A 25,012-nucleotide genomic window follows, 5' to 3' on the forward strand; every position below is an offset into this window, starting at 1 on the left:
CAAATAGATTCCAGCAGCGATCGCCCAATCCCCTCACCATCATCCACCCTGCCACAACCTCAATTCGGACTTCAAATACCGATCAGTCTTTTTAGATTGCTCCTTCCAAGAATCCCAAGCGACTATTACCTCTTCTCCTAAATCCTCCACGACTTCACCCCTCTCCACATATAAAGTGCGGTAAGGATCAGCATGGGCAACAATGGAACCAACGCCAATGGTATCTGGTTTACTAGATGCATTCTGGAGTGCATTAATTAGCTCTGTCTCTTGGGTGTTTAATTCAGCCAAATAATCTGCTTTAATCACCTCGTATTCTTGGGCCACAGTCCAATAGTCCTGCCACGTACACTTAGGGTTAGACAACACCCGCCTGAGATCACTAACCGCCTGTGGCAACATCTGTAATTGCTCCGCTCGAAGGGCGATCGCCTCTTTTGTTGGACTACTGCCCAAGATTATCGCCGCAGCTTCCATCGCTTTAGTGTTGTTCATCGCGCTGGCGATCTGCTTCAATGCCATACCCATAAGGCGCAGACATTCTTGGGCATTGTCTGGTGGTGGCGAAACTGCAAGCGAGCGCAGATCGATAAAAGAAGGGGTAAGGGGCAAAGGGTCAGGGGAAAAGGTATTTTCTTCTGACTTTAAGCGTTCCAAGGCTTCTAGCGAGCGCTTAACTTCCTTGTTTAACGCTTTGGCTGCCTGCTGATTAAGAGTATTCCCCCACTGCTGGGCAGGTCGTGATTCTACAGCGTGTTCCAATTCCTGGATACGTTGCTGTAGCTGCTGGTTCTCAATCTCCAACTGCCGGAGCGATTCCATCTCATCCAAACGTTGCTGCAACTGAATATTTTGCTCCTTTTGTTGCTGGAGTAATTTCTGGTATGCCTCCAGCTGCTCCTTAATTTGTGCTTCGGCTCTGGCGGTAGCCTCTGCTTGCAAGCCAATCCTCAATTCCTGCTCCAGTCGCTCTAACTCAAGCTTGTGCTGCTCTTTGATTGCTGCGATGCTTTCAATATTTTCAGGAACCAATGGTTCCTGAACTTTTTTGCGTAGTGGCGGAGTCACCACTTTTTTAGCAGCAGCGGCAAAGTCTGATTCGCTGGGGGAGGGATTTTCTTCAAGTGCAAGAGCTACGGCTTGCTTGAGTTTCTCTGGTTCTTTGGCTAACCGGATTAGCGGACGGGCTTGACGCTCATTTTTAATGTGCCCGCCAAATTCACCCGCTGCCTCAATAACCTTATGCGCTCCTAGCAGCTGATTGATCCGCCGATACCCACCCCAAGCAGATAGTTCATGCTGGCAATATTCTTCAAAGCTGTTATACCCAGCGGACTTAAATACCTGTTGGGAGCGCATCACAAGAATTTCATCTACCGCCTGGGACTCGAATCGGTCGATGGCGGTGAAGGTTTCTTTGATACTGCTGTTGAGAACACCGTAATCGATTGCTGAGGTCGTTTGTTGTCTATCTAACGTCAGCATGGTTGGATCACCTCCAATCGCATGAGGTCAGTGCCAGGGAGTGGACAGAGAAAATGCTTCAGCGATGCCTCGATGTTCTCCAGGATGACGACAGCTTTTTTCACCCCATGCTCATAAACCAACCGCGCGACAACTCCCTGTTTCTCGTGCCTCTTGCTGCCTGGGAAATGAACTTGCACCTTTAAACCTTTCGTGATTTCTGGCGTGGGCACATCTGCTTGAGGCTGACTTGAGGCAGTTTCAACTACTGGCGAACATTGGTTAGAGTGGTCAGCTTTACCTCGTTCGGCAAAGTCCACACTTTGATTAGTTTGTAACTCTAGGGAGTCGTCTTGTGTATTGTCAGCAATTTCCGGAAAATGTGTAGCTTCAATCACAACGTTATTGCTGGGATAATTCCCATTATTTGGAACTGTCACCGGTGACAGTTCCGATGTCGGTGACGGTTCTATCGCTTGCAGTTCATGGTTTTCGGCTATTGTCACTCTGTCACTTGACTGGGCACAGGAGCGGAGGGGCGGAGGAACCGAGGAGAGTACTTGTATAAATTCTTTCCCCTCTGCACAAGCGCACAAGTGCTCCGATGCCTCCTCTGGTGGTGGATCATATTCGGAGGGAAAATTGGCTATAAACTTAATTTGTCTGCCAATTTTAACTACCGTGCCTTTACCCATCCGCTCTAGTTTGCTAAACAGTTCGGCAGTGTAAGCACTGACATTCCTGAAAGCCTCTTTAGCACGAGTCCCAATCATTTTAATATTCCTGTAAGCATCTCTGGTACTGATGCCATCTACGTGCTTGGTAACAGCTGCATCCCAGATTTTCAGCAACACAGAGCTGATATCGTCACTTTCAGTAGTCATTTCAGTCACTACCTGAAAAGCACTCTTGTAATACTGGGCAAACAGTACTGCTCTAGATAGCGTCTCTGTTTCGATTTGCCAAAAATTACAATTGGGATTGCCATAACATTCAATTAAGTGCAAAGCCAGGGCAATTCTCAATAGTTGCGTTGGTAACTTGAACATCCACGCCCTGATTGCCGGTTGTGTAGTGGCCCATGCCTGCCGCCCAATTTCTTGGCAAAGCTTTGTATAATAAGCATCCGCACTCTTCGAGAGCTTGACTACACCCATTGGGCAATTCTCTAGCCAATCATAGAAGGGTGGCAACTTGTCAGCTAATACACAGTACCCTTTTACACGTCTGGGCATTAGGGCATTGGCTTTGGCCACCAAGAATCGCGCCAGCATCCCCTGTGAATCTTCGGGGTCTTTGAAGATTTTGCGGAACATCCCCGGCTGAATTCCACCCGTGAGTGATAAGGCTGTTTCTTCTACCACATAGCTGTCAACTTGGCTTACTCTGTCAACTTGGGCGGGTGCGCCATCCCAAAGTTTGAGTAAACACTCTAGCCCTTCATTTTCTCCCTTGCCAAACTGCCCAAAGGATTTAAACAACCCTGCTAACTCATCTCTGGCCCACAGCACTCCATTGTCTTTTTGTTCGCTAAGTCGTTTAATGACGGCCTGAATTGTCGCCATCTCAAACATATATTTGCGCTCGGTTGGGTAAGGGGGACGTTCGTCTGTATCTCCCTGTTGCCAGTTTTGATAAGCCTCTACTTCTTGTTCAAAATGCCTACGGGCTTCAATTTGCTTGCGTTTAATTGGTGTTAACACCAAGCTGTCTGCCCTAGTCTTACCACCGCCAGATTCCAGCACTGTGGCCGTCCAGGCGATCGCCGGAACATTATGCGATTCCACATTCAGCTTCAATCGCTTGCCTACCAGTGATAGTACAGATGCCATCAGCGGTTGCCAAATTACTATCGGCTCGATATTGAGAATCTCTGCATCGTGCAACAGGTCTGCCGCCATGCTGGGCAAGGCTTGATTAAAATCCAACTTGGCATTGTGCCAATTGATTAAATTATCTAAGCGGATTTCATCAGATGGCTGGACATCATCTAGTTGACTTCTTACAGATGAGACTAGCTGTTTGAATGCAGCATTTTTAACAACACTACTATTTAGAACTGATTCTAGTTTCTGGGTTTCTTCATAGTCAGTCAACCCTGACTGCAAAATCTGGGTGACAGTGGTGACAGTAGACGTAATGTCTGATAATACTGGATTAGAACTGTCACCCACTTTGGTACTGTCACCAGTGACACTTTGGTTTTTGCTGCCATTAACCCGTGCTTGTTGAGAATAAGCTGGTTGCTGCCGCTGCCACGATTTTATACAGTTTTCCAGAGCATCATCCGTAAGTGTGGCAGTGGGATTATCTTTTTGGGCAGACTTCCAAATCGTTTCTGCTTCCCTAGCATCAAGTGGTGGAGAACAACGAGCGCAGTATTCATCAAACAGTATTCTGGGATCTCCACTAAACCGATGCCCCAAGTGGACTAACCTCATGGCTGTACCGATTAGGTTCCGTGCCAGGGCTGCACCTTTACTATTTCTCTCTCCCTGCCCCATGCCACCATCAATTAATGCTCTGTCCGCTTTGGTTAAACAGCATTCTAACGGCACGTCGTCAAACAAATTCGCAGTTATGAATTCGCGGTCGTGAATTGGTTGGTCACTTGATATATATAGTGGAATCGATGGAGTAACTACCGATTGCTGAGGAATAATTGCTCGGAGTGACTCGTAGCTGTAGCGGTTTTGGCTGTTGAGGATGATTTGGCAAATCTCATTGGGTACGTTATTTGGTGCAAAGTGCCAGCAGCCTGCTAGCCGCATCACCCGTGACGGATTCTTAAGGGAGCGATCTGCGTCTGCGTATTCTAGTAGATCGGTTTGCAATGTCCGCCACTGTTCGGGGCTGATTGGTTCGTTAAATATCCAGTAGCTATGAATTGATTTCCCGCCCGTGTCTATCTGCAAACTCGGTTCTGGTAGTTCCAGACTGCGCCATAATTCTCGTTGTAATTCCTTGTCGAGATTATCATGTTCGTAGAAAATGGCGCGGCAATTGGTTACATCTTTGTCACTGTGTCCACCACCGTTGACTACAAAGTAAACACCTCTACCATCTGCTTGCCAAGCACTGGCAGTTCTGATTAATTGTTTGAGATTGCGTATCTCTGCACTTCTGCCTTTATCTTCTAGTTTGCGGGGGTCATCACTGGGGTAAAACGAACGCAGGTATACCGGATCTCCCGATTTATAACCCAATGCCGCTAAGTGTTGCGCTATTTGGTCACGTTCTAAGTTAAACATTGTAGATTCCTCCTGTTTGTGAGTTGAGGAATTCTTTAACCGTGACTAGTGTTGAAAAGCTTTCTCCCGTTGCTAGCACCATACCCAACACAAAACTCTCGTTTGGCGGCAGCAACAGCAACAAGTCTACTCCTGCAAACAGCGATCGCACTTTTTGAGCTAATTCCTCCCCTTTGAGCAGCAGTTGGCTGTAATCATCTGTCGTACTTGTGATTACAACCGCTAGCCCAGCGATGTTTTTCTCTCCATCCCGGCTGATAAGCCAGATTTTCCGTTTTAATATTCTTGCTCTCGTTAAAATATTTCTAAAATTCCCCTCTACCGCAGCGCATACTTGCTGTGCAATCTCACTATCAGATCCCACGCGCTCAACTACAGCGCTATTAAGGTTTTTGCTATTTTTCATGATATTTCCTCTGTTTACTCGGTTTTTGAGCTTCAGAGGGGGTTATTCGCGCTGCTACTGTTTTTTGCTATAAAATTCACAATCTTCCTTTATTAAACTTAACTTAACCTAAAAAAGAGGAATCTTGATAGCCAAAACATACTGCAAGAAATAGACTTTCCAAACAGTAGATCATATAATAGATCTTGCAGCGTGGTAAAAACTCTCGGACAAATTTGGTAGTCGTCTTAGTCGACCAAACTTCAGCGACAACTTATTTTGTACCTTCGAGATCAACCCCGCTCTGGGTTCCTATGAAATTTAAACCACGCACAAAGCGCTACTCCTTAGTGGCGCTTTGTGCGTTTTGCTTTTGTGTTTCTTAGTGTGCATTCGCCTCCTCCACATGTCTTATTCAAGCGATGAAATATCACAGAAATTTTTATTCTCTGATATCTTTTGATACCTACCTGAAGGTTGCGATAATTCTAAATAAGTTATAAGTCCAATACAAATAATGGCTTTTACTTGATTGACAACTACCGCACATATAACCTCTAGTCTACCCCTCAATATTGCATTTGAGTGCCGCCTCCTTCAGTAAAAATCCATTTTTGTTGATTGACTGATACACTTTACCAAGAGTGCATATACCTGGTAAGTGCGGTCATTGACGACTTTGCTCGATTTTCTCTAAGCTTTGGAGTTGATTATAATTCCAAAAATGTGTGCAAAGGCAGTAGTGCTACCTCTATAAAGTAACAATTAAAGCATACAGCCTTTAAGGTTTGTTGAAAAGCTTATTTGCATTAATAAATACTAAGAAAGTAGATAAAGTAGATATTTGGTCTTTTTGCTTGAGTAAAAATGAAATACAGTATAAGAAGAGTAGATACTAGTACATTACGGAGGTTCATGGCAAACAAAAAGGTTACAAATGATACTAAAATTCATGTCCTTTCCAGCTTTATTCGTTTCCTGAACCCCTGGATTTGTCTATTGTATAGAATTCCAAGCTTAATTATGCCTGATAACGAATGTATTGTTGCTGCTCACCATAATATAAAAAGCTAAAAGTAAGTATGAGTGTAAGTAATAATTTAGACATCAATGCCGCACTAGAGATATTAGAAGATCAAGTGGTTCAATGTGTTGGAAGGCGGTTATCAGAAGCTGAAATAATCGTAATTAAGGGAGCTTGGGAAGGCAAAGATTATAAGGAGATGGCAAGTGACGGGGGCTACAATTCTTACTATTTACAACAGAAAATAGCACCACCGTTATGGAATATGCTTTCAAAAGTCATTGGTAATGGAGTGAAAGTCAAAAAAATATATTTAAAAAATATATTGTTTAAACTAGCTCAAAAAGATTATGTGGAAAAATTAGAATTTTCTGAAGTTGAGAATGAGCAATTAATAGGTACGACTTTAATTTATGGACAATTACCAAAGATAAAATCTTTTTACGGACGAGAAAATGAAATCCAATATTTAAAACGCAGAATTACTTCTTCTCAAGAAACCAGTATATCTCTAATTGGAGTCGGAGGAATCGGGAAAAGTTCATTGGTAGCAAAACTAGTAGAAGAAATCCTTACCGAGAATTCAGATATATATGAATGTATAATTTGGAAAAAAATTGATGCTTGTTCGTCGCTTGAAGAATTAGTTGACGGATTGATTAAGCTTTTGAAGTTAAAAATCAATGATGGATCTGAATCTTTACAAAGAAAAATTTTTTTCTTGTTAAAACATTTGCGATTACGCCGCCATTTGCTTGTATTAGATGGACTTGAATCGTTAGCACAAGTAGAAAATTTTGAAAAAAAAATTGAATATGGAAAATTTTTACTTCAACTGGTAGATGTAAATGAGCAACAAAGAAACTTTATAATCGTAACAAGCCAACTTCCTTTAGAAGAAATTATTGAAGTGGATACAACTCTTCTGATCTCATCTATAAAAATACAAGGTTTAGATCAAAATGCAGGAATAGCTATGCTGCGCGAAAAAGGTTTATACGGGGAATCTTGCAAAGAACTCATAAAAGCCTATCGCGGGAATCCTTCAGAATTAAAGGCGGTTGCTGAACGAATTTATCGTTTTTGGGAAGGTGATGTAGAAAAGTTTTTTGAATATAAAACTACCTTGATGGGTCAGCAACTTCAATCAATGCTAAATCACCAATTTAGGCAACCTGGACTTCTGAATGATCTCCAAAAAAACATAATGATTTACTTAGCAGAGAGAGTATCAGAAGAATTAGCTTCAATTCCCTTTCATAAAATTGTAGAGGGTATGAAAAAGGAAAATGCAAGTGTATCAACTTCGGAAGTAATAATGGCACTAGAAGTTTTAGAACAGCGCTCCTTGATTGAGGTTACTAAACAATCAAAAAAGCAAGAAATCACCTATAACTTACAACCAGTTGTTAGAAAGTATATTTTAGTTGATCCATTAGGTTTAGTTTATAAAAACTTTAAAGTGTCAATTAATGGCTTAAAAGTAAGTAATCATATTCAGGAGTAAAAGTGGTTTACTGCATAAATCACCTTTGTAATCAGCGCCACAACCCTGATGATATTGAAAACTGTTTAGCCTGCGGAACTCCTTTGCTAATAAATAAGCGTATCCGCTTGCTACGCCCATTACGTCCTTTAGAAAAAGATATAGACAGCTATACAAATGTTTTCGAGGTTGAGGATATGAACCCAGCATGGGGAAATAAACCTCGAATAAGAGTGATGAAAGTATTAAAATGGAGCGAAAAGAAATACGTTGAGTTAATGCGACGAGAAGTACAAGCATTAATCAACCTGTCTCATCCAGGAATTCCTAAAGCTGCCTCAAATGATTACTTCATTTTTACATTACCAAAAGAGCCACGTTTAGAATTACATTGTTTAGTGATGGAGAAGATAGAAGGAGAGAATTTACAGCAGTGGCTAGAAACCTATGGCAAAATTCCTCAAAATGTAGCATTAGATTGGATGTTGCAACTGCTGGATATTCTTGATCATGTACACAAACTAGGATATTTTCATAGAGATATCAAGCCAACAAACATTATTCATCAACCAAATGGGAATCTGGCACTTGTTGATTTTGGATCTGTACGGACAGTTAGTAAAACTTACTTAGCAAAAGTAGGTTCTAGTGGCAAAGACAGCATCACAGGAACTGGTAGTGGAAATGAGGTAACAGCAATTTTTACGATAGGTTTCTCTGCGCCTGAACAAATAGATGGTCGAGCTTTACCGCAATCTGACTTCTATGCGCTGGGACGAACTATTGTCAATTTGGTTACTGGTGTACCAATGTTGCAGCTACCAGTAGAAGATAGAACAGGAAAGCTAATCTGGAGAGATAAAGCACAGCATATTGATAAGCCTGTCGCAGGTTTCATCGATGAACTGATACATCCCTTTCCAGGATTCCGACCGCAAACTACAGAGATAATAACAGAACGAATACAAAGGCTTCCTTGGGAAAGTAAAGTTCATCATTTTCTCAAGTCTAAAGTTTTTAAGATTGGAAGATTTGCAGCAATTGGATTGATAATTCTTGGAATAGGTAAGCTATCTGCACCTAGTATAGCTAGTTATCTAGTTTCTCAAGGAGAAAAATCAGAAGCAAGGAATGATTATCAAAGCGCACAAAATTTTTTTGAATTGGCGATAAAAATTAATTCTTCAGCTAAATTTGCTATTTCTAAGTATTATTTGGACAAAGCTTCTCAACTTATGCTCAAAGGTAATCTTAATGCAGCTAAAGAGGGTTATGAGCTTTCTGTGGAATATAATAATCAAAATATAAATGCCTATAATCTCTTAGGAATAACCTGCCAGCAATTATCAGATAGCCAATGCGTAGGATATGTTTATAAAAATTTACTTAAATTCAATCCAAATGACTGGACAGCTCATTATAATTTAGGACGTTTTTATGATGAACAAGGAGATTATGAATTGGCGGAAAAAGAATATAATATAGCTATTAAAAATAGTAGCTCAGCGATAATAGCTATTAATAATTTGTCTAGGTTAAAGATTAAAATGGGTGACTACAATACAGCAATTTCTTTAGCTCAGTCAGGATTAAAAAAAAATAAAGATCCATTAATACAAGCTGCATTATATAAAAACTTAGGCTGGGCAACCTTAGAACAGAATAAAGTAAATGCTGCTAAAAAATATTTAGAAAAAGCACTTGATTTAGATAATCAAAGAATAGACGCTTATTGTCTGTTAGCTAAAGCGCAAGAAACATTAGGTAAAATTGATGATGCAAGAATTTCTATAGAATTCTGTCTGCTTGCTAAGTCTACAGATTCAGACATTTCTATCTGGAGGCAAGAGTTACTGGATCGGATATTAAAGAAAAGATAAGTTACGCCAAGAGAATAATACTCAAACTAGAAAAAGTTTTATGAAAGAAAATACAATATATTTGGTACTTTTCTACTTAGCTTTTGTGATATTAAAAGATATACCATCAGTGGCAAGTGTGCCATTAGTAAGAGTTAAGAGAAACCAAGTTCGCTGTGAGCCAATTGGCAGAATAATGGGTAGAGGTGAGAAACGCCTTGAAACCAAAAGTTTGATTTGCGAAAAAGAAAGCATAGAAGTTTTAAATGGTGGTACTATCGACTTTCTCTGTTACAGTTCTGGGAAGATTTTAAAATTATCTAGTGGTATTGTCTCAGACAAATGTCCCAAGGCTGAAACTATTAATGCTAACTGCAACCCTAACAATATCGTAGGGTGCTTTCGTCCGAAAGGAGGTACAGAAGAGAGCGATGAGCCGACAATTATTTCTCCTTACAGCACTTCAGCATTGAATCCTCGTCCAGAAATAACTTGGACTCCTGTTAAGGGTGCTACTTCTTACAAAGTCAAAGTAAAAAGTTACGAGTTTGGCTGGGAAAAAATTGTAAATCAAGCTCGACTTGCCTACCCAAGCGATGAAAAAGAATTTCAACCAGGCAGATCATATACAATATATGTTTTCGCTTACAAGGATGGGAATGCTTTTAGCTATGATGAAACATTTGTGAACGTATTGTCTGTAGCCTCCCAAGAAGAAATTGCACAAAAGATTAAACGCATTAAAGAATTAAAGCTACCTCCAGATGAAACTATTCTTGATGTAGATGCTATCTATGTGGCAGAAAATCTTTTGGATGAAACAATTGAGATGTTAAAAATGGTAACAGCAGTCGGCAGCCGAAATCCAACTCTTTACAGAGTACTGGGCGATCGCTATCTGAGGGCCAAGTTGCCAAACGCAGCTAAGCCCCAATACATCAAGGCAGATGAGTTAGCGAAAAATAGTAATAGTTCAAGAGAGTTACAAAAAGTGCAAGAGGGCTTAAAAATGGTAGAGTTTTACAACCAACTTCCAAGGAGCAGGAACGGTGCCCAATAATAAGGTTTTTTATACTGAGGATTTGACAGCAAACTTAATTGTGCCTGACGTAGTGCCTCTGCTTTAGTTTTGCCTTGTTTCAACTCCTTATAAAATTCTTTCATAAACAAAGCGGTAGAATTGGCATCCACGCGCCACAAAGTAGCGACAGTACTACGCGCACCTGCTTGGGCAGCAATTCCCGCAATGCCCATCGCTGTCTGCTTGTTGCCTTTTGCAGTTTCGCAGGCGCTGAGAACAAGCAACTCAATTGCATCTAGACTATTTTGAGTTTTATCTCTGATTAAGCTGTCAATTTCTCTAATATTAATTACCTTGTCATAGGCTACCAGCACTGTCTTAAGGGGATCAGAACTGAATTGACCGTGAGTAGCAATGTGTACAATGGGAAAATTATTTTGACTTAATTCTTCTTGGAATCTTTTCAGGGTAAATTTATCGTCTAACAAAGCTAGTGAAGATTTAGTTTGTTTTTCTACGCTTTCTACTTCCTGTTTAGATTGTGGTAAATCATCCATGTTTTTAGGGGCATTTGGATCTGTAGAACTAGGGCCAAGTTTTGATAGTCCAGCAATTAAAGCTATCATCTGATTTTTAAGCAAAGATTTTGGTTGCCAGATTTTAGAACCTAGAGTTCCCGCAATACTGTAATGCTTTATTAGATAATTTTTTCCGTCGTATAACAATGCCATTGGTAAGCTTTGAAAAGATTTATCTAAAGTAAAAACCAGTGTTCCTGATGGGGGAAGATATGTTTTAATTGGTGCAATTAAACTTTCATAAATTGCTTGAGAAGAAGAATTAACAACACTTTCTGGAATGTCAATAAACTTTTCACTTTGTAAAATTTCTAGAAGGTGATCTACACGAAATTGAACTAACTTAGAATCAACAGAATGGTGGTGCAGTAAACCATCTGGAGACTGCAAAATTACCTCTATAGTATTGTCCAAATCAATAATATGAACCACTGCGGGGGCACTATTGAGATTTTGAAGATCATTCAAAGCAGCAAGGTCAAGCTTACCGCACCGCAAAAAGTTTTCTAATCGTGCTGTCTGCAACCCTTCGTTTATCTGTATTACTCGTTTTAAATTAGGATTAGGAGATGCCAAGAGTAATCGCATATAATTGCGATATGTCGGCTCCATCTCCTCCTGAAACGAGAACTGTAAATCTGCATTCGTTGACAAAAGACTCTCACGAATTTGAGCCATATTTGCGATCGCAGCATCATAATTCTGAATCGCTAGCTCAGTTTTTCCCTGTTTCTGATAAATTAGTCCTAACTGCTGTTGCCATTGGTAGGCAATATCTGAAGCCCGAATTGATTGAGCTAACCCTAAAGCTTTGTTAAAATATGCCTGCTTTTGTTCTGTTTGAGTTTCTAATTTACCTAAAGTCCCGAAACTATAGGATAACCATCGTATACTATTAATGCTTTGAGCCATCTGGAGAGCTAATTTAGTATATTGAATCGCTACCGACTTTAGCTGTTCATCTGGAATCTGACTTAGGTTATTAGCAAAGTTCAGCCTAGCGTGAATAGATGGCTCAGGCGATAACAAGGAAAAGGCAGAAGAGTTTTCATCTATTTGATTCACTAACGCTCGAACTTGTTGATGCATTTGAGCATGAAAATTTGCTTGTTTCGGTTGATTCCTGAGCCATTTTTCCCAGTTTATCAGTAAAGTCAAATGATTCAACTGAGCTTGTAATTTCGCCGATTTCGATAAATTTGTTGTCTTCTCCAGCAGTTGATAGTATTCTAATGATTTCTGTGCCTTTTGTGGGATAGTATGGGCAATTTGCTCTCGGAAAAGTGGTTCTTCTATCCATGAGTATTTATCTTGTAATTGCTGAAAGATTGACTGTTCGATATTACCCAGAGATAGATAAATATCACTAACTTTTTCTGATGATGCTTGTTGAGCTAGTGTTAATGTTTCTTCTAAAACTGTTAAAGATTCGTTTAGTTTACCTAGCTGGCGTAAAACTTCTCCTAAATTTTGTAATCCTAGCAAGTTAACTGATGTTGGTTTCTGCTTTCCAATTACTGCTGTTATTTGCTCTTGCTGAGAAAAGGTAGCTTGCTGTAGCGTAGTGTCGCAAATACCTAGTTTTGTATTCAACTTTAAAGCCTCCAAAAGCGTATTGCAAGCTTTTTTATGTAAACCTAGGGCTTGTAGAGCAAGATTTTGATTAATCAGACTCTCTGTAATCCCATCTTGATCCTTCAGTTGACGATAAATTTTTGTAGATTCTTCCCAAGTTTTGAGAGCTTCATTCGCTTGATCTAGAGCTAACTGCTCATGACCTCTTTGACTCAGGGATACTGCTTGATTTTGCTGCGATTCTTTTTTTACAGTCTGGGCAGGGGAAGAGGATTGAATTACGATTATAGACAGCCCTAGAAGGCTTGAGAAGAAATATTTAAAGCAACATTGAGGTGAGATCATTTTTCTATCTTTTCATCACTGTGATACTGAGAAACAAGAACTAGCAGACGACGAAGCATTGGAAACGACTGTGTTAGATTGGCTTGTCGTCAAAACTAAATTTCCTTGAGAATCCCGACCTACACTATTGGCTTCTATGATTCGTGTGGGTTTGTTACTTGTTAACGATTTTGGATTATGTAAATTATTAACAGATTGAACTGGAACAGAGTTACTTTGCTCAACATTGTTATACATTAGGTCATTAGGCTTAGATTGTAGATTGCGACTACTACTAACCACAAAATTACTTACTCCTCTACCTACTTGTCCCTGACAGGCTGAGGTGATTTGAGGATCTGCTGAAATTGCTTCCGTTTTTAGTTGAGTAGGAAAAATATTAGTATCAGCAATGTTGTATTTAACTGTACCATCAATTCCGAACTTGGAACTAGCCGTAATAAAGCTATCAGAGGAGAAGATGAGTCCTTGAGCAGTAATTGTTATATTCCCACCGCGACCCTCCAGTGCATCTGCGGTGATCCTGCTGTTGCTTGAGCCAGTTATTATATCTGCATTGATGTCGATGTTTCCTCCATTACCCTTATCTACAGCAGTTGCAGAAAAAACGCTGTTTTTACTCATCTGTAAATAGCCTGTATTTACCAAAATATTACCGCCATTCCCAGAGGTAGTTGATGCTACGATGTTACCTTGATTTAGACTGATAGAGTCAGCAGCATTAATTAGAAGATTACCTGCTTCTCCAGACCCGTTATTGCTAACACTAACAATACCGCCATTTGTAACAGTTAATTTCTTAGTATTAACTGTTAATTGTCCAGATTTTCCAGAAACAATCGGAGGTAAATTATATATTTTTTGAACAGCTAAAGGTGCAACAACACCCTCTGAGGATAAGATGCTGCTAAAGGAGGATGGAGATCCTTGTAATATCCCATCTACATTTATAGAATTAGATGCATTAACAGTAAGGTTTCCAGCATTACCTGATCCTGTAGCAGAAGTAGTAACTATTCCACCATTAGCAATTGTGAGCTTTCGTGTATTGATTACTAACGAACCTGCATTTCCTCTATTAAAAGTTATATTGGAAAAAGAGCTAGGACTAAATAAAGAAGACGCCCCAGTTACTTTAATTAAATCTGCATCTACCTTTACATTACCTCCATTTCCTGTGCCAAAGATTGCACTACCTAAAGTAGCTCCATCCTCAATAGTTAATTGTTTCGTTGATAATGTAAGATTGCCTCCATCTCCTTGCCCATAAATAATATTAGAGATAGTGCTACTAATCGAAGGATTTATCGAAATAAACCCAGTTACCAGCACAGAATCTGAGGCATTTACTATTAAATTGTTAGATTTTCCCCGACCTCGTGTAACCGTTGCTATTCCTGAGCCTCCTCTTACACTCAGTTGCTTGGTGTCTACAATCAAATCCCCTCCGCTACCCTTTGCTTCTGGATAAATTATTGAAGCAAGACCGCTACGGGCTTGACCGTCTGCTGAACTACCACTTATATCTATAGAATCTGTAGTTCTGACGTACAATATTCCTCCAGACTTTTCTCCCAAAGTGTTATTTTCAATCGCGGAGCCATCTTGTATTGTTAATTGTCTAGCTTGAATTTGAATATCCCCCTGTCCTTCACCACTAGCATCAACAGATGCTCCCTGAGATAATTGAATGTTTCTGAAGTTTTGTACAAGATCATAAGTTAAATTAAAACCATTGTTTGTAGAGTTTAGTTTGATAAAACTTCCTGATCCAACACTTCCTAATTCTATCCTTCCACCAGCAGTTCTGAGAGTTCCTCCATTCAATATGAGATCGCCTCCTAATAGTGCTAACGTTTGATTCGATTGCACTCGTAGGGCATTTGTTGTATCAATTAATTCATTTGTTTTCCTGGTTTCTTGACCATCACCTTTTACTTGAATTGCACCTGGATTGATGCCATATTGTAATCCTATTGGCCTACTGATACTCAACAACGGTGAAGCCTGAACATTGGTAGCACTAAACTCTAAATTATTCGGAAACTTCAAACTATTTGCTGTACTCGCTATAAATGAACCACCAATATTTAATTGGGCATTCTTTCCAAAAATAATCCCATTCGGATTAATCAAAAATAGATTAGCAATACCATTAGCCTTAATTATCCCATCAATGTTAGATATTGATTTCCCTGTTACACGGCTAATAATGTTTTGAATATCTAAAGCATTGTTGAAGAAAGCAGAGGAGCCAGCAGGAGCAGATAATTCCTGAAAGCTGTGGTATAGGTTATTACCCGCTCTAGTTCCTCCAGTGATTTCAATAGTGTTATCGGAAGCTGTAACGGAGGAGTTATCAGGCAAAGTCTTATCTGGAATAAGCTGTGCTGTAACGGCTTTGCTGAATAAAACCACATGAAAAGTCGCTAAATTGATAACTAAACATATTTGTGCAATTGTTTTAAATTTTGGCATAACTAAAATTTTCGAGAATTTCGCCCTAATATATTTTCAATACAGAAAAAAGCCTCAACATGTTCGCTTTGTAACTTTGTTCAAACAGACTTTAATCCTCCTGCTGAAATACCAGATTTAGCAGTATTCTTTAACTTTTTCTAAATTTGGTCTTTGCTATATAAAACATTACTTTTGGGCTGAAAAGTCTTAGTGGTGATATGACTAAATTAGTTATTCCTATGAATAAAATATTTAATTCTGGAAATAATACAGTTCCCAAAAGAAACTTCTGGCTATACCATTGCGTAAATTTATGTAAAATTCCTTTTAGTCCATGCTTTTGAATGGAAGGAGAAGTAGAAGCAAAAGCAGAATCTTGAGCTGTTGCTACATCCCAATGTGGTAAATTACTTGCAGCTAGTTGCTTCTGAAATTTTGAAGATGAAAAATAGCCGTCCTTTGACCAGTTTTTCGAGTTTCGTAAACAGTTATGTAAAACTATTGCTGATAGAGCGCTAACTGTTAGTCCTTGTCCATAGACAGGACATAATGTACAAACTGCGTCGCCTAAAGCTATAAAGCCAATTGGCAATTGAATTTTTTCGTAATGGCGGAGTCGATTAGCAGTTGCACGATAAGCATATATAGGAGAAATAGGCTTGGCATCTTTAATAAGTTCGTAAAACTTGGAATTTGGTAAACTACGAGCAAATTCCAAAAAACCATGCTCATCAGTTGGAGGAAAGTCTCGTCCGTAGCCTCCAAGAGTAGCAATCCACTCACCATTTTCAACTTTTGCTAAATATCCTAAACGTTTATTATCAGGAGGTACTTGGGGAATTAACATTACCTTCCAGTTTTCTTTAAAACCTTTGGGTTGTTTATAGTGCCTTGTGGCGTATCCCAAGAATGGATTGATTACAGTTTCAGGGGGAGAGCTAAATCCCAACTTCTCTAACCACTTAGGAGCTAAAGAACGTCTGCCGCTAGCATCAACAATAAAAGAAGCTTCTTCTAGTCTCTCCTTCGCTTCTCCAGTAACTAGACGTAGTAAAGCTCCAGCGATTTTCTTTTCACCATTACAGACTAATCCAGTAACACGATGCCTTTCTAGCCAATGCACATTTACTAACTGGGCGACTCTTTTTCGTATAGCCCATTCTAATAATGGACGACTACAAGTATAAGAAATAAATTCCGAAGGAGATTCAGCAATTGCGCCCCATCCCACATCCGGGACTAACCTAAAAAATTCTTGCGCCCAATCTATTGGTAATGCACCATTAAGCTGTAATTCCTCACCTATTCCAGGAAATAATTCTTCAATAATTTTGTACCCTTTGACCAGTAGCACATGAGGCTGAACAGACTGTGCTACTCCTTTACGAGGTATTGGTTCATCATATAATTCATCACTATCAATAATAGTGACTTTAGAAAAAAATTCTGCAAGTACTCTAGCGCTAAGTAACCCCGCAATGCTTCCACCAATGATAATGGCGTGAGTGGAAGTTTGATTTTTGGCTTTTGTAATATTCACTGTTCAGTATTTTATTTTATGCTGTTACATCGCTAATACACGCAAAAACAAGCTTTAAAAATGATTGTACTGCAAAAAGAAGTAAATCCCATTTTCCTGCCATGTTCTTTTGCTTGAGTCAATGGATACTAAAGGAATACCCCAATCAAGACGAGCGGTAAAGTGATTGCCCTGTGACCAACGTAATCCCAGACCAATAGAAGCTAATGCGTTGGGGTCAAGTTTATTGTCAGAAGAATTATTCCAAGCCACACCCAAATCAGCAAAAGGAATGACCTGCAACATGCCATTTATTTTAGGTGCGCTTAGAACTGGAACTTGAACTTCAGCCGAAGCAAAAGCACCGTTATCAGCTGCTAAAAAATCCTGCCGATAACCGCGAACGCTTTCAACCCCGCCAACATTAAACTGCTCCAAAGACGTAAGTGGACTAGATGCTAGTTGAGTATTGAATCGGAGCAAAAGTAAGGTGTCAGGAGCCAGTAACCGCAACCATTGCGCCTGCCCTTGCCATGAAAAGAAACGGCTGTCGGGGGCATCTTGATTAACAGTTGCATCCAATGCACCAATGCCGAGATTAAATTGCGATCGCACAGCAAAGACTTGAGTGCTGTCACGGGCAGTCCATTCTTGAAAAAATCGCAAGGACGATACTCTAGTACGACCTTCGTCGTCAGATCCCGGTTGAAGAAAAGGAGTGCGCTCTCCTAACGAAGCATAACTGTTTTCATTTTCTCGCCGGGAAGCAGTAAAACCTAGGGCAAATTCATGATGAATAGTTTGGATTATTGGCTGGCGAAATGTCAGTTCATAATATCGGGAAGCTGATTTGATATCTAGAATATTGAAAGGACGCTCAATCACAGTGCTATTCGCAGTACCGTAGTAAAAGGAGAGGGTTCCATTTTGAGGATTAACGGGCAGCGTGTAACCGAAATTAAAGAAGTTGCTAGCGTCAGTATTGCTGTAACCAACGCTTAAATTATCTCCTAGTCCTAATAAGTTAGCTTCATTAACTTGTAATCGTCGTTGAAAACTGCCAATAGCAGGCGATCGGGCATTATCTAGAATTACTTGGGTGCTAAAGGTTTTCGCCTCTTCCACGTCTACGACCAGAATGCTCTCACTAGGACTCTTCCCATTTTGTAAATCAGCAGACAAGTTTTTAATCAGGGGGTCAAGCTTTAGTAGCTGCAATGTTTCTAATAAATATTGTTCGTTAAGAGCGCCACTATTAGCCTCCGCTATACGAGAACGTATATAGTTAGGATTTAAACGGCGAGTACCCTTTATATCGATATCTGTTAATTTCCCTTCGATTATCTGAATTTTGACAATACCAGACTGAATTGATTGCGTTGGAATATAAGCACCGGAAGTTATGTAGCCTTTACTCAAGTACAAGTCAGTAATCTGAGAACGAGCTTGATATAGTTCCGCCAGTGTTATGGAGCGATTAGTGAATTCTTCAAGAACTTGAGCTAGCTCAAGTTGACTGAAAACTGTGCTACCAACAACTTCAAATCTTTTCACAGTGAAAGTTTCGGGAATATTGCGAGGAAACTGTTCTTCAGGAATTGGAGTGGAATTAGAGGGTGGAAACAGTTGTTCTGGAGATGGGACTTGCTGCGGCCGTGGCGTTGGCAGCGGAGCAGTCGAAGGCGGCTGGATATCTCTGGGGATAACTTGTGGGATTGTCGGGGGACGTGCTGGAACCTGTGCTTTTAATGGTCTAGAAGCTATACCGCTAAGCAGCATAAATATGCCGAAAGCAGCAATATTTTTAGGAAACTTAGTGGTCATTAATTAGGAACGTTGTTAGGAACTGCGCGATACTACGGGAATTCTTTGAAGGAGATATTGCAAAATCTTAAATCTAATGAATTATCCTGCTTCTGACTAAGATAGGGACAGCAAAATAGTCTGAATTTAAGTTTGGTTTTTCTACTACCTAAAGTTGTTCCAAATCCTTACCTAGCTTGTTTTTACTTAACTTGCAGTTATTATTAAAAGCAATTATACCAAAAAAAGTTTTATAATACTAACAAATTAGTTTTTATAAAAACTTAGTATAGAATAAATGACTCATTTCTAACTAAACTAGACTTCTGACTTATAGTTCAAAAAACAAATTTTTAATGTTAAATAGCTTGACACTAATCTGGAGAGAGATAAATAACCTAAATGTTATACTAATGATTTTCTACATTTTTAATTTGCTTGGTTTATTATAGATTTGTTAATAGTGGTGTGTAGTTATATAAGCTTATAGATAAGGCGATTCTGCAACTGTACTGTTTCTCAACAAAGCTTAACAACGTTGTCTCATTTGCTCAGTCTTAAAATAAATTAAACTTTGATAAGACTGTATCTATCCCCTTGTAAATTGAAGCATTCTCACTTGCAACTAGAGCGATTGCTTTTAGCACGTCCCGAAAAGCGATCACATAAAAACGCTGCATAAAGCGCAACTGCAATTGGTACACCTGCTAGCTCCTGAAACCATAGCGTTAGTTCGTCTGAACACGCAACTGGCGACTACTACACTCGTGCCTTTCGAGCAATTTAGCGTTGGTGGAATTGAGAGCGTACGGGGTTATCGCCAGGATTTTCTGCTGGCTGATAATGGCGTGTTTGCTTCAGCTGAAATACAAGTACCCATTCTCCGGGCTGGTGGTACGTTGCAGGTGATTCCCTTTGCAGACTTCGGGATTGGGTGGAATTCTGGTACAGAAAATCCCGACTCGAATACTGTGGCTTCTGTGGGACTGGGGCTGCAATGGCGAGGAGGCGAACGTTTTACTGCTCGTGTTGACTGGGGAATTCCGTTGGTAGATGTGGATTCGGACGGAAGAACTTGGCAGGAGAATGGGGTGTATTTTTCTGTGATTTATAATGCTTTTTGATGTCTATTATTGTTCGTAGCTGTTCATTGTTTAAGGACTTTTCCCTTAGAGTTGCACTGAGCGCAAGGTTGCCACTTATATCCACCACGTTCGTTATCACAAACAATTAAGCGTCCATCACCCCAGCAGCTAAGACAAGGAATCCAGGAGGTATCTTGAGATTGTTGATTAACCATTTATATCTAACTAGGGCTCAAGTTTTTGCTAAGTATATATTCTATTATCAACGATGATTATGGATAAGATGCTAATAACAATTAGACTATTAGGTGAAATTATCAGTCTAGCCTAAATAGGACGAAAGTTCTGCTCAATAGCTTTTGTATTCTTTGGCACATAAAGCTTTGAGAAAAGGCGTTTATGCTCTTGCTAAAGCAATAAAAACGAGCTTTCTACTAAAAGATAGATATTGTTTACTATTTTTTCAGATATAACAAAAGTGAAAGAGCCAGGATTCTGTCCTGGCTCCATATCCAAACTATATGACAAGGCAAATAGTAGCAAAGGTATATTGCTAGTACAAGAGATATGAAACAAGATTTGTTGCTGACTCTTGTGGCTTTATTTTCACAAAGAGAAACTTTTGAGAACTCAAGTAGCTTCTCCTGAGAATTTAGTAATTTAAAGACTTCATACGTGAATATGAAATTGCTTTTTCCCTTTCATCTCAAGAGAGCTAGATACTTTGTTTGTAAACTACAAAGAAATTAATAGTTAGAGCTAAATGATTTAGCTAAATAAGTAACATGACCGATGGCATATACGTTGACATAGCCTTCAATTAGCTTGTCAAATCCAGAAAAATCGCTGAAGTTATCATAGCCACCAGAGATTGAAGCAGTATCGCTCAGGTTATTACTTCTGACTTCTTGTTCAAAAAGTACTAACCAGGCAAATAACGCTGTTTCTCCATTCCAACTTGTTTATTCAGTGAAATTTTATTCCCCGCTGATTGCCCAGCCGCAAACCCATCGGCAGAATTACAACAAGGTCGAGAATTCCTAAATTTTAGATTCAAGTTGGTTGCAGTGTAAGCTTTTAATTCCGCCTCTAACCTTTCATAAAGCGACCGCATGACAATTGCTGAAACTTGTGCGGCATCACCACAAGCACTTATCCCTTCTCGTTTTTGTTGTTCTATACTTTCAATAATCCTGATCTGAAGTCTTTGTGCAGCACCTAGCTTAAAAGCATTTTTGAAAGCGCGTAGGCTTTGCCTGTCGCAGGCATCACCGATTTCTTCTGTTGCCAATCTCTCGATAGCTTGTACCAAATATTCAAATTGCATTTGAGCAGACTGAATATTGACTTTCCGTCCTAAAATAATTGATTCTGTGCTGTTACGACTTTTACGATTAAACGCAAGGCAGTAATTAGCTGATGCCACAGCATTAAGTAAAATCCCCTTCCATGTGCTTTGTCTTTTTGACTGATCAATGATTTGTTCTTCTACTTCTTGAGGAGCTTCATCTGCTAAATCTGCCAGAGACAGATTATAGCGAGTCAAGATTTCTTGAGCTTTGGAGAAAGCGGAGATGGCTTCGGCTTCATTAGGAGATTGAGACAGAGCAAGCAGCTTCTTAATTTTTTCCCCAATCTTTTCTAAATTTGGTGGTTCGGATGAGGGAGATTTGCCCCGTAACTCTGCTTGAAATTGCTCTTGGTTGCGTTGCTCTGGTTTGCGTAGATAGTACTCAATTAATTGTTCAACCTCGTTTTTCCAGAAAAGATAATTATCCCAACCCCTAAAAGACTTACGCATCCAAATATTATTGTCACCTTGAATAAAGCTTTTAGATTCTAATGTGGCTTTCAATTGAGAATGTATCGGGTTAGCCAAGTCAAAGTCTTTGACCTCTATTGCGATCGCAGTTGCATAATATATAGCTTGTAGCTGCATTACTTTTGTCCGTTGTTGCTATTATGGTTCACGTTTTTATAGTGTTCTTTTTTGTCAAGTTTTTCTTAATTATGTAGATTGAAAATCCGGGCAATTCTCCCCATCCCATCCTCGCGTGTGAATGCCGCAGACCAGCATATTACCACCATAGTATTGTCCGTGATAATTGTCGCAACCAATGCAAGCTGCTGGAGTTGATTCAGTCTCATCTACATCATCCTCATCCTCGCCTTCATCCTCTTCCACAATCAACGCACAATTACAATTTGGGCAGTGGTCTATTTCTCTGGAATTATCATCAACTAAACAAGTCTCAAGTCGCAGATGACTGTTGTATTCGCCAGTATCGCTAATATCAGTCCTCAATGTCGAAAAGTAAGGATAACTGCATTGGCAGACATTGATCTCGCATTCAATATTATTAGTGCAACAGGGCTGAAAGTATTTTTGAGCAATCTTCCAATCCTGCTGCAAAGATCGGCTCTCAGGATTACCCTCGAAATCTACTGTCCACAGTTTGGAGTTGTGAAAGATTCTTAAGTCGAAAGATGTACAGTCGTGAGCCATATTTTCAATGCTTTCGTAGCTCTTAGCCGATTCGTAATCAAAACTTCGTTTGCTAACTCTCAAGCTTTGATTACGGGGGTAGGTTTGAATGACCAAGTACTCTCTCTCGTAAAAGGGATTGAATTCTGTGGCAATTCTTTCGTTACAAAATAAAAAGTCTCGCTCAGTATCCATATATTTAAATGAATAATACTCTCGTTTTCTCTAGAGTTAGGGTCGTGGTGAATTTTCAGAAAACAAACAATTCAACAGTTGCTTTTGCTGTTGGCATTGGGTAAACTCTCGCTTGAGTTGGTCAGTTGTAACAAAAACCAAAGCAAGTGCCAAAACCAACAGCAAAGGATTGTCTTTTGCAACCCCCAACCACCAACGCCATTCACCAAAATGCAACTGTGGCAGTGAGAGTTTTGGTAGTGAGAACAACTGTGGGAACCAAGAGTGAGCGACCCTACTCCCTGGCAACCACTCTTCATCAAGATTGACGAAAACCACTTGTACGCGGGGATTCTGCTCAACCATTGAAGCCGTCTTGAGTGCTGATGGTTGCGCCCTCGCATCAGGTGTAAGAAAACCCATAACAACGAGTTTATGGGTATTATTCAATCCGTAAAGATTGAGTTGCCCGACTGCTTGGTAAATGGTATCGCGGTCAAGATATTTCTTTACCTCTGCGATCACGCCACCTTGCCAGTTAGACACAATATCGGCCCGTCCACCATTAGCAGGAGCTTCCAGATGAGTCGTAAATCCACGTTCAGTTAAGCGATCGCCCAGGTATTTTTGTAAGTCTCGTTCTTGCCAGCGATCGGGAAAGCCGGCAAGTTCTACAAATTTAGATGGCAACATAAAATTAGAGGTGTAAGGGTATTTTCAATTACATCTGCACACTTAAATCAATCACCTCTAAAACATCGGGCAACCAACGGACATGCTCAACAATTTTGTCGTGAGTCCTGGCTTTATCGCGTGTGACAGTCCCCCAACGTTTACCTGCTTCAGTAAGATGCCAGATATTTTTGCGACATTGTTTACCAGCAGAGTTGATCTTGATTTCGACTTGTTTAGTCTGCAAGCCAGCAGCTTCCAAAACACGATTAACTATTTGGGGTTTAATTGGCTTGGTTAGTCCTTGCTGTTCGGCATAAAATTCACCAATTGCAGTTGGGGACAAATGTCGGTCGGGAGTAGCAATGATTTCCCCAATTGCTCCAACGATTTCTTTAGCCATCGGGGCAATTTCTGGGTACAACGCCTGTACACCTCGGACAACGGTGATTGTCTGTAATTCTGAACTTAACCTTGTGCCAGCAAGAACTTTTTGCCCAAAGTTTACGAGTTCATCAAGGGTAGGTTTGGTATTTTGCTGTTGATCAGGCTTGGGCATTTCGTACTTCCCGGTACGGCGCAGGGAAGGAAGAACCTGGTGAAAAACCCATCTTTGAAAACGCTTTGCAACTGGTTTACGGGACTTAAAGATCAGGCGATAAAGCCCAGCTTCAGTCACAGTAAGCATTTCCTGTCCTTTAGGATTGTCATCACCAGGGGTATAGACATTAGCGATACCCCTTTCGTCTTCATCAAAAGAAGTTAACGCATCACTGACGTTTTTGATTTCAAGAATTGCACACACATCCGCAGCAACCCACTCAGGCTTGTCTGCTGTGCCAACGAAGCGAACTTCTTGAGACTCGAAAACAAAAACTGATAAATTCGACATAATTTGATTTTCTCCGGTAAAACTAAGCGGGAATTTCTTCAAATCGATAAGCTTGAAATCTTTGATCTAACAAACCAGACTGCACAATACCGTCGCCACGACCTTGAAGTGAAGTGACTGCCTCACCCCGACGCATCAAAATCATGCGTCCCGAAGTGGCATCAACGCAGCGAAAAGCAATTCGACAAGGGAGATTGTCGCGTAAATCAGGGGGCAATGCTTGTGGGTCATCTTTACTGCGCTTAGATCCCCGTTGCAATCCAATAGCCAGATGAATTTTTAGGCCACGTCCCCGCCGGGCCACCTCACACAACTGTTGGTCGTAGGTTTTGCGTAGATTGTCGTCCAGTGGTACAGTCCCTTTATACTCATCAATCTCCAAAAGCCAAGCTGGTTGTTGCGCTAACTCAGCCTTGGTCATTTGATTACGGCGCTCGCATTCTAGATAGTATTCACCCACATACTCAAATGTTTTCCCCATATCATTGAGGTTAATACTAGGAAAGCGCTGTGCAAAATCTTCGTAATCGCTGACCTTGCCGCCGCAGATATCCACCCGCGCACCTTGCATTAAAAGGCAGTAGGCGATGGCTCGAAACAAGTTTGACTTACCTGAGCCAGTTGTCCCTACACAGAGAAGCTGAGGAGTATCCTCACTCTTTAAATCAATTACCACTTCTCCATCTAATGATTGACCAAGGACAATCAGGCGTTCGCCTTGCTGCCAGTGTCTTTGAGGAAAGTTGTAATAGGTGCGGTCTTCTGGTTTTAAAGGAACTTCTACCGCTATTTGTTCAGGTGCATAAATCAATACTCCGGACAATTTTGAGTTGAGGGAATAGACAAGAAAACTATCGAACCATTAAGGTGCTGATTAGAACAAACAAGCACCGACTCGATAGCCATATGGAAATTGTACAAAGCTTACTGACCA

15 protein-coding genes and 1 pseudogene are annotated in these 25,012 nt (G+C 40.2%); 4 read left to right on the plus strand and 12 right to left on the minus strand.

Features of this window, described 5'->3' with window-relative positions:
* Positions 1-39: 39 nt before the first annotated feature.
* The 3 genes from FNW02_RS31430 to FNW02_RS31440 are packed head-to-tail and all read right to left on the minus strand — an operon-like array spanning position 40 to position 5,121.
* Positions 40-1,485: a hypothetical protein gene (locus FNW02_RS31430; RefSeq protein WP_191761367.1), complete on the minus strand. Its 1,446-nt coding sequence runs from the start codon at positions 1,483-1,485 to the stop codon at positions 40-42.
* Positions 1,479-4,715, minus strand: a complete 3,237-nt coding sequence (locus tag FNW02_RS31435) for a DUF3987 domain-containing protein (protein WP_191761368.1) — start codon at positions 4,713-4,715, stop codon at positions 1,479-1,481. Before FNW02_RS31435 ends, FNW02_RS31430 begins: the two co-directional genes overlap by 7 nt.
* Positions 4,708-5,121: a hypothetical protein gene (locus FNW02_RS31440; RefSeq protein ID WP_191761369.1), complete on the minus strand. Its 414-nt coding sequence runs from the start codon at positions 5,119-5,121 to the stop codon at positions 4,708-4,710. Before FNW02_RS31440 ends, FNW02_RS31435 begins: the two co-directional genes overlap by 8 nt.
* Positions 5,122-6,182: 1,061 nt before the next feature.
* Between FNW02_RS31440 and FNW02_RS31445 the strand changes: the two genes are divergently transcribed.
* Genes FNW02_RS31445 through FNW02_RS31455 form a run of 3 tightly spaced genes read left to right on the plus strand, consistent with a single transcriptional unit; the run spans position 6,183 to position 10,529 of the window.
* Positions 6,183-7,631 carry an ATP-binding protein gene (locus tag FNW02_RS31445; RefSeq protein WP_191761370.1) on the plus strand — a complete coding sequence of 483 codons (1,449 nt, stop codon included), beginning with the start codon at positions 6,183-6,185 and terminating at the stop codon, positions 7,629-7,631.
* A gap of 2 nt (positions 7,632-7,633) precedes the next feature.
* Entirely contained in the window at positions 7,634-9,490 is a 1,857-nt protein-coding gene (locus FNW02_RS31450) for a protein kinase domain-containing protein (protein WP_191761371.1), read from the plus strand.
* A gap of 40 nt (positions 9,491-9,530) precedes the next feature.
* Positions 9,531-10,529, plus strand: coding sequence for a hypothetical protein (locus FNW02_RS31455; protein WP_225226034.1), 999 nt, complete (start codon positions 9,531-9,533; stop codon positions 10,527-10,529).
* Here the strand turns inward: FNW02_RS31455 and FNW02_RS31460 are convergent.
* From FNW02_RS31460 to FNW02_RS31475, 4 genes are all read right to left on the minus strand, one after another.
* Entirely contained in the window at positions 10,490-12,988 is a 2,499-nt protein-coding gene (locus FNW02_RS31460; RefSeq protein WP_191761372.1) for a CHAT domain-containing protein, read from the minus strand. The genes FNW02_RS31455 and FNW02_RS31460 overlap by 40 nt on opposite strands.
* A 15-nt stretch (positions 12,989-13,003) precedes the next feature.
* Positions 13,004-15,466, minus strand: a complete 2,463-nt coding sequence (locus FNW02_RS31465) for a two-partner secretion domain-containing protein (protein ID WP_191761373.1) — start codon at positions 15,464-15,466, stop codon at positions 13,004-13,006.
* A gap of 130 nt (positions 15,467-15,596) precedes the next feature.
* Entirely contained in the window at positions 15,597-16,988 is a 1,392-nt protein-coding gene (locus FNW02_RS31470; protein WP_225226035.1) for an FAD-dependent oxidoreductase, read from the minus strand.
* Positions 16,989-17,042: 54 nt separating this feature from the next.
* Positions 17,043-18,791: a ShlB/FhaC/HecB family hemolysin secretion/activation protein gene (locus FNW02_RS31475; RefSeq protein WP_191761374.1), complete on the minus strand. Its 1,749-nt coding sequence runs from the start codon at positions 18,789-18,791 to the stop codon at positions 17,043-17,045.
* Positions 18,792-19,450: 659 nt separating this feature from the next.
* Here FNW02_RS31475 and FNW02_RS31480 point away from each other — a divergent pair.
* Positions 19,451-19,894: pseudogene (locus tag FNW02_RS31480) on the plus strand (BamA/TamA family outer membrane protein); the annotation flags it as partial.
* An 883-nt stretch (positions 19,895-20,777) separates the two neighbouring features.
* Here FNW02_RS31480 and FNW02_RS31490 read toward each other — a convergent pair.
* From FNW02_RS31490 to FNW02_RS31510, 5 genes are all read right to left on the minus strand, one after another.
* On the minus strand, positions 20,778-21,794 hold the full coding sequence (locus tag FNW02_RS31490) for a DUF2786 domain-containing protein (protein ID WP_191761376.1): 1,017 nt from the start codon (positions 21,792-21,794) through the stop codon (positions 20,778-20,780).
* 69 nt (positions 21,795-21,863) lie between these two features.
* Positions 21,864-22,535 carry a hypothetical protein gene (locus FNW02_RS31495; protein WP_191761384.1) on the minus strand — a complete coding sequence of 224 codons (672 nt, stop codon included), beginning with the start codon at positions 22,533-22,535 and terminating at the stop codon, positions 21,864-21,866.
* 36 nt (positions 22,536-22,571) lie between these two features.
* The gene (locus FNW02_RS31500) at positions 22,572-23,207 is read right to left on the minus strand and encodes a hypothetical protein (RefSeq protein ID WP_191761377.1); all 636 of its coding nucleotides are present in this window, start codon (positions 23,205-23,207) and stop codon (positions 22,572-22,574) included.
* Between the two features lie 28 nt (positions 23,208-23,235).
* Complete coding sequence (locus FNW02_RS31505; protein WP_191761378.1) at positions 23,236-24,078, minus strand: BRO-N domain-containing protein; 843 nt, start codon at positions 24,076-24,078, stop codon at positions 23,236-23,238.
* Between the two features lie 22 nt (positions 24,079-24,100).
* On the minus strand, positions 24,101-24,889 hold the full coding sequence (locus FNW02_RS31510) for an ATP-binding protein (RefSeq protein ID WP_191761379.1): 789 nt from the start codon (positions 24,887-24,889) through the stop codon (positions 24,101-24,103).
* Positions 24,890-25,012: the final 123 nt, after the last annotated feature.

Source organism: Komarekiella delphini-convector SJRDD-AB1 (assembly GCF_014831675.1).
Lineage (GTDB): Bacteria > Cyanobacteriota > Cyanobacteriia > Cyanobacteriales > Nostocaceae > Komarekiella.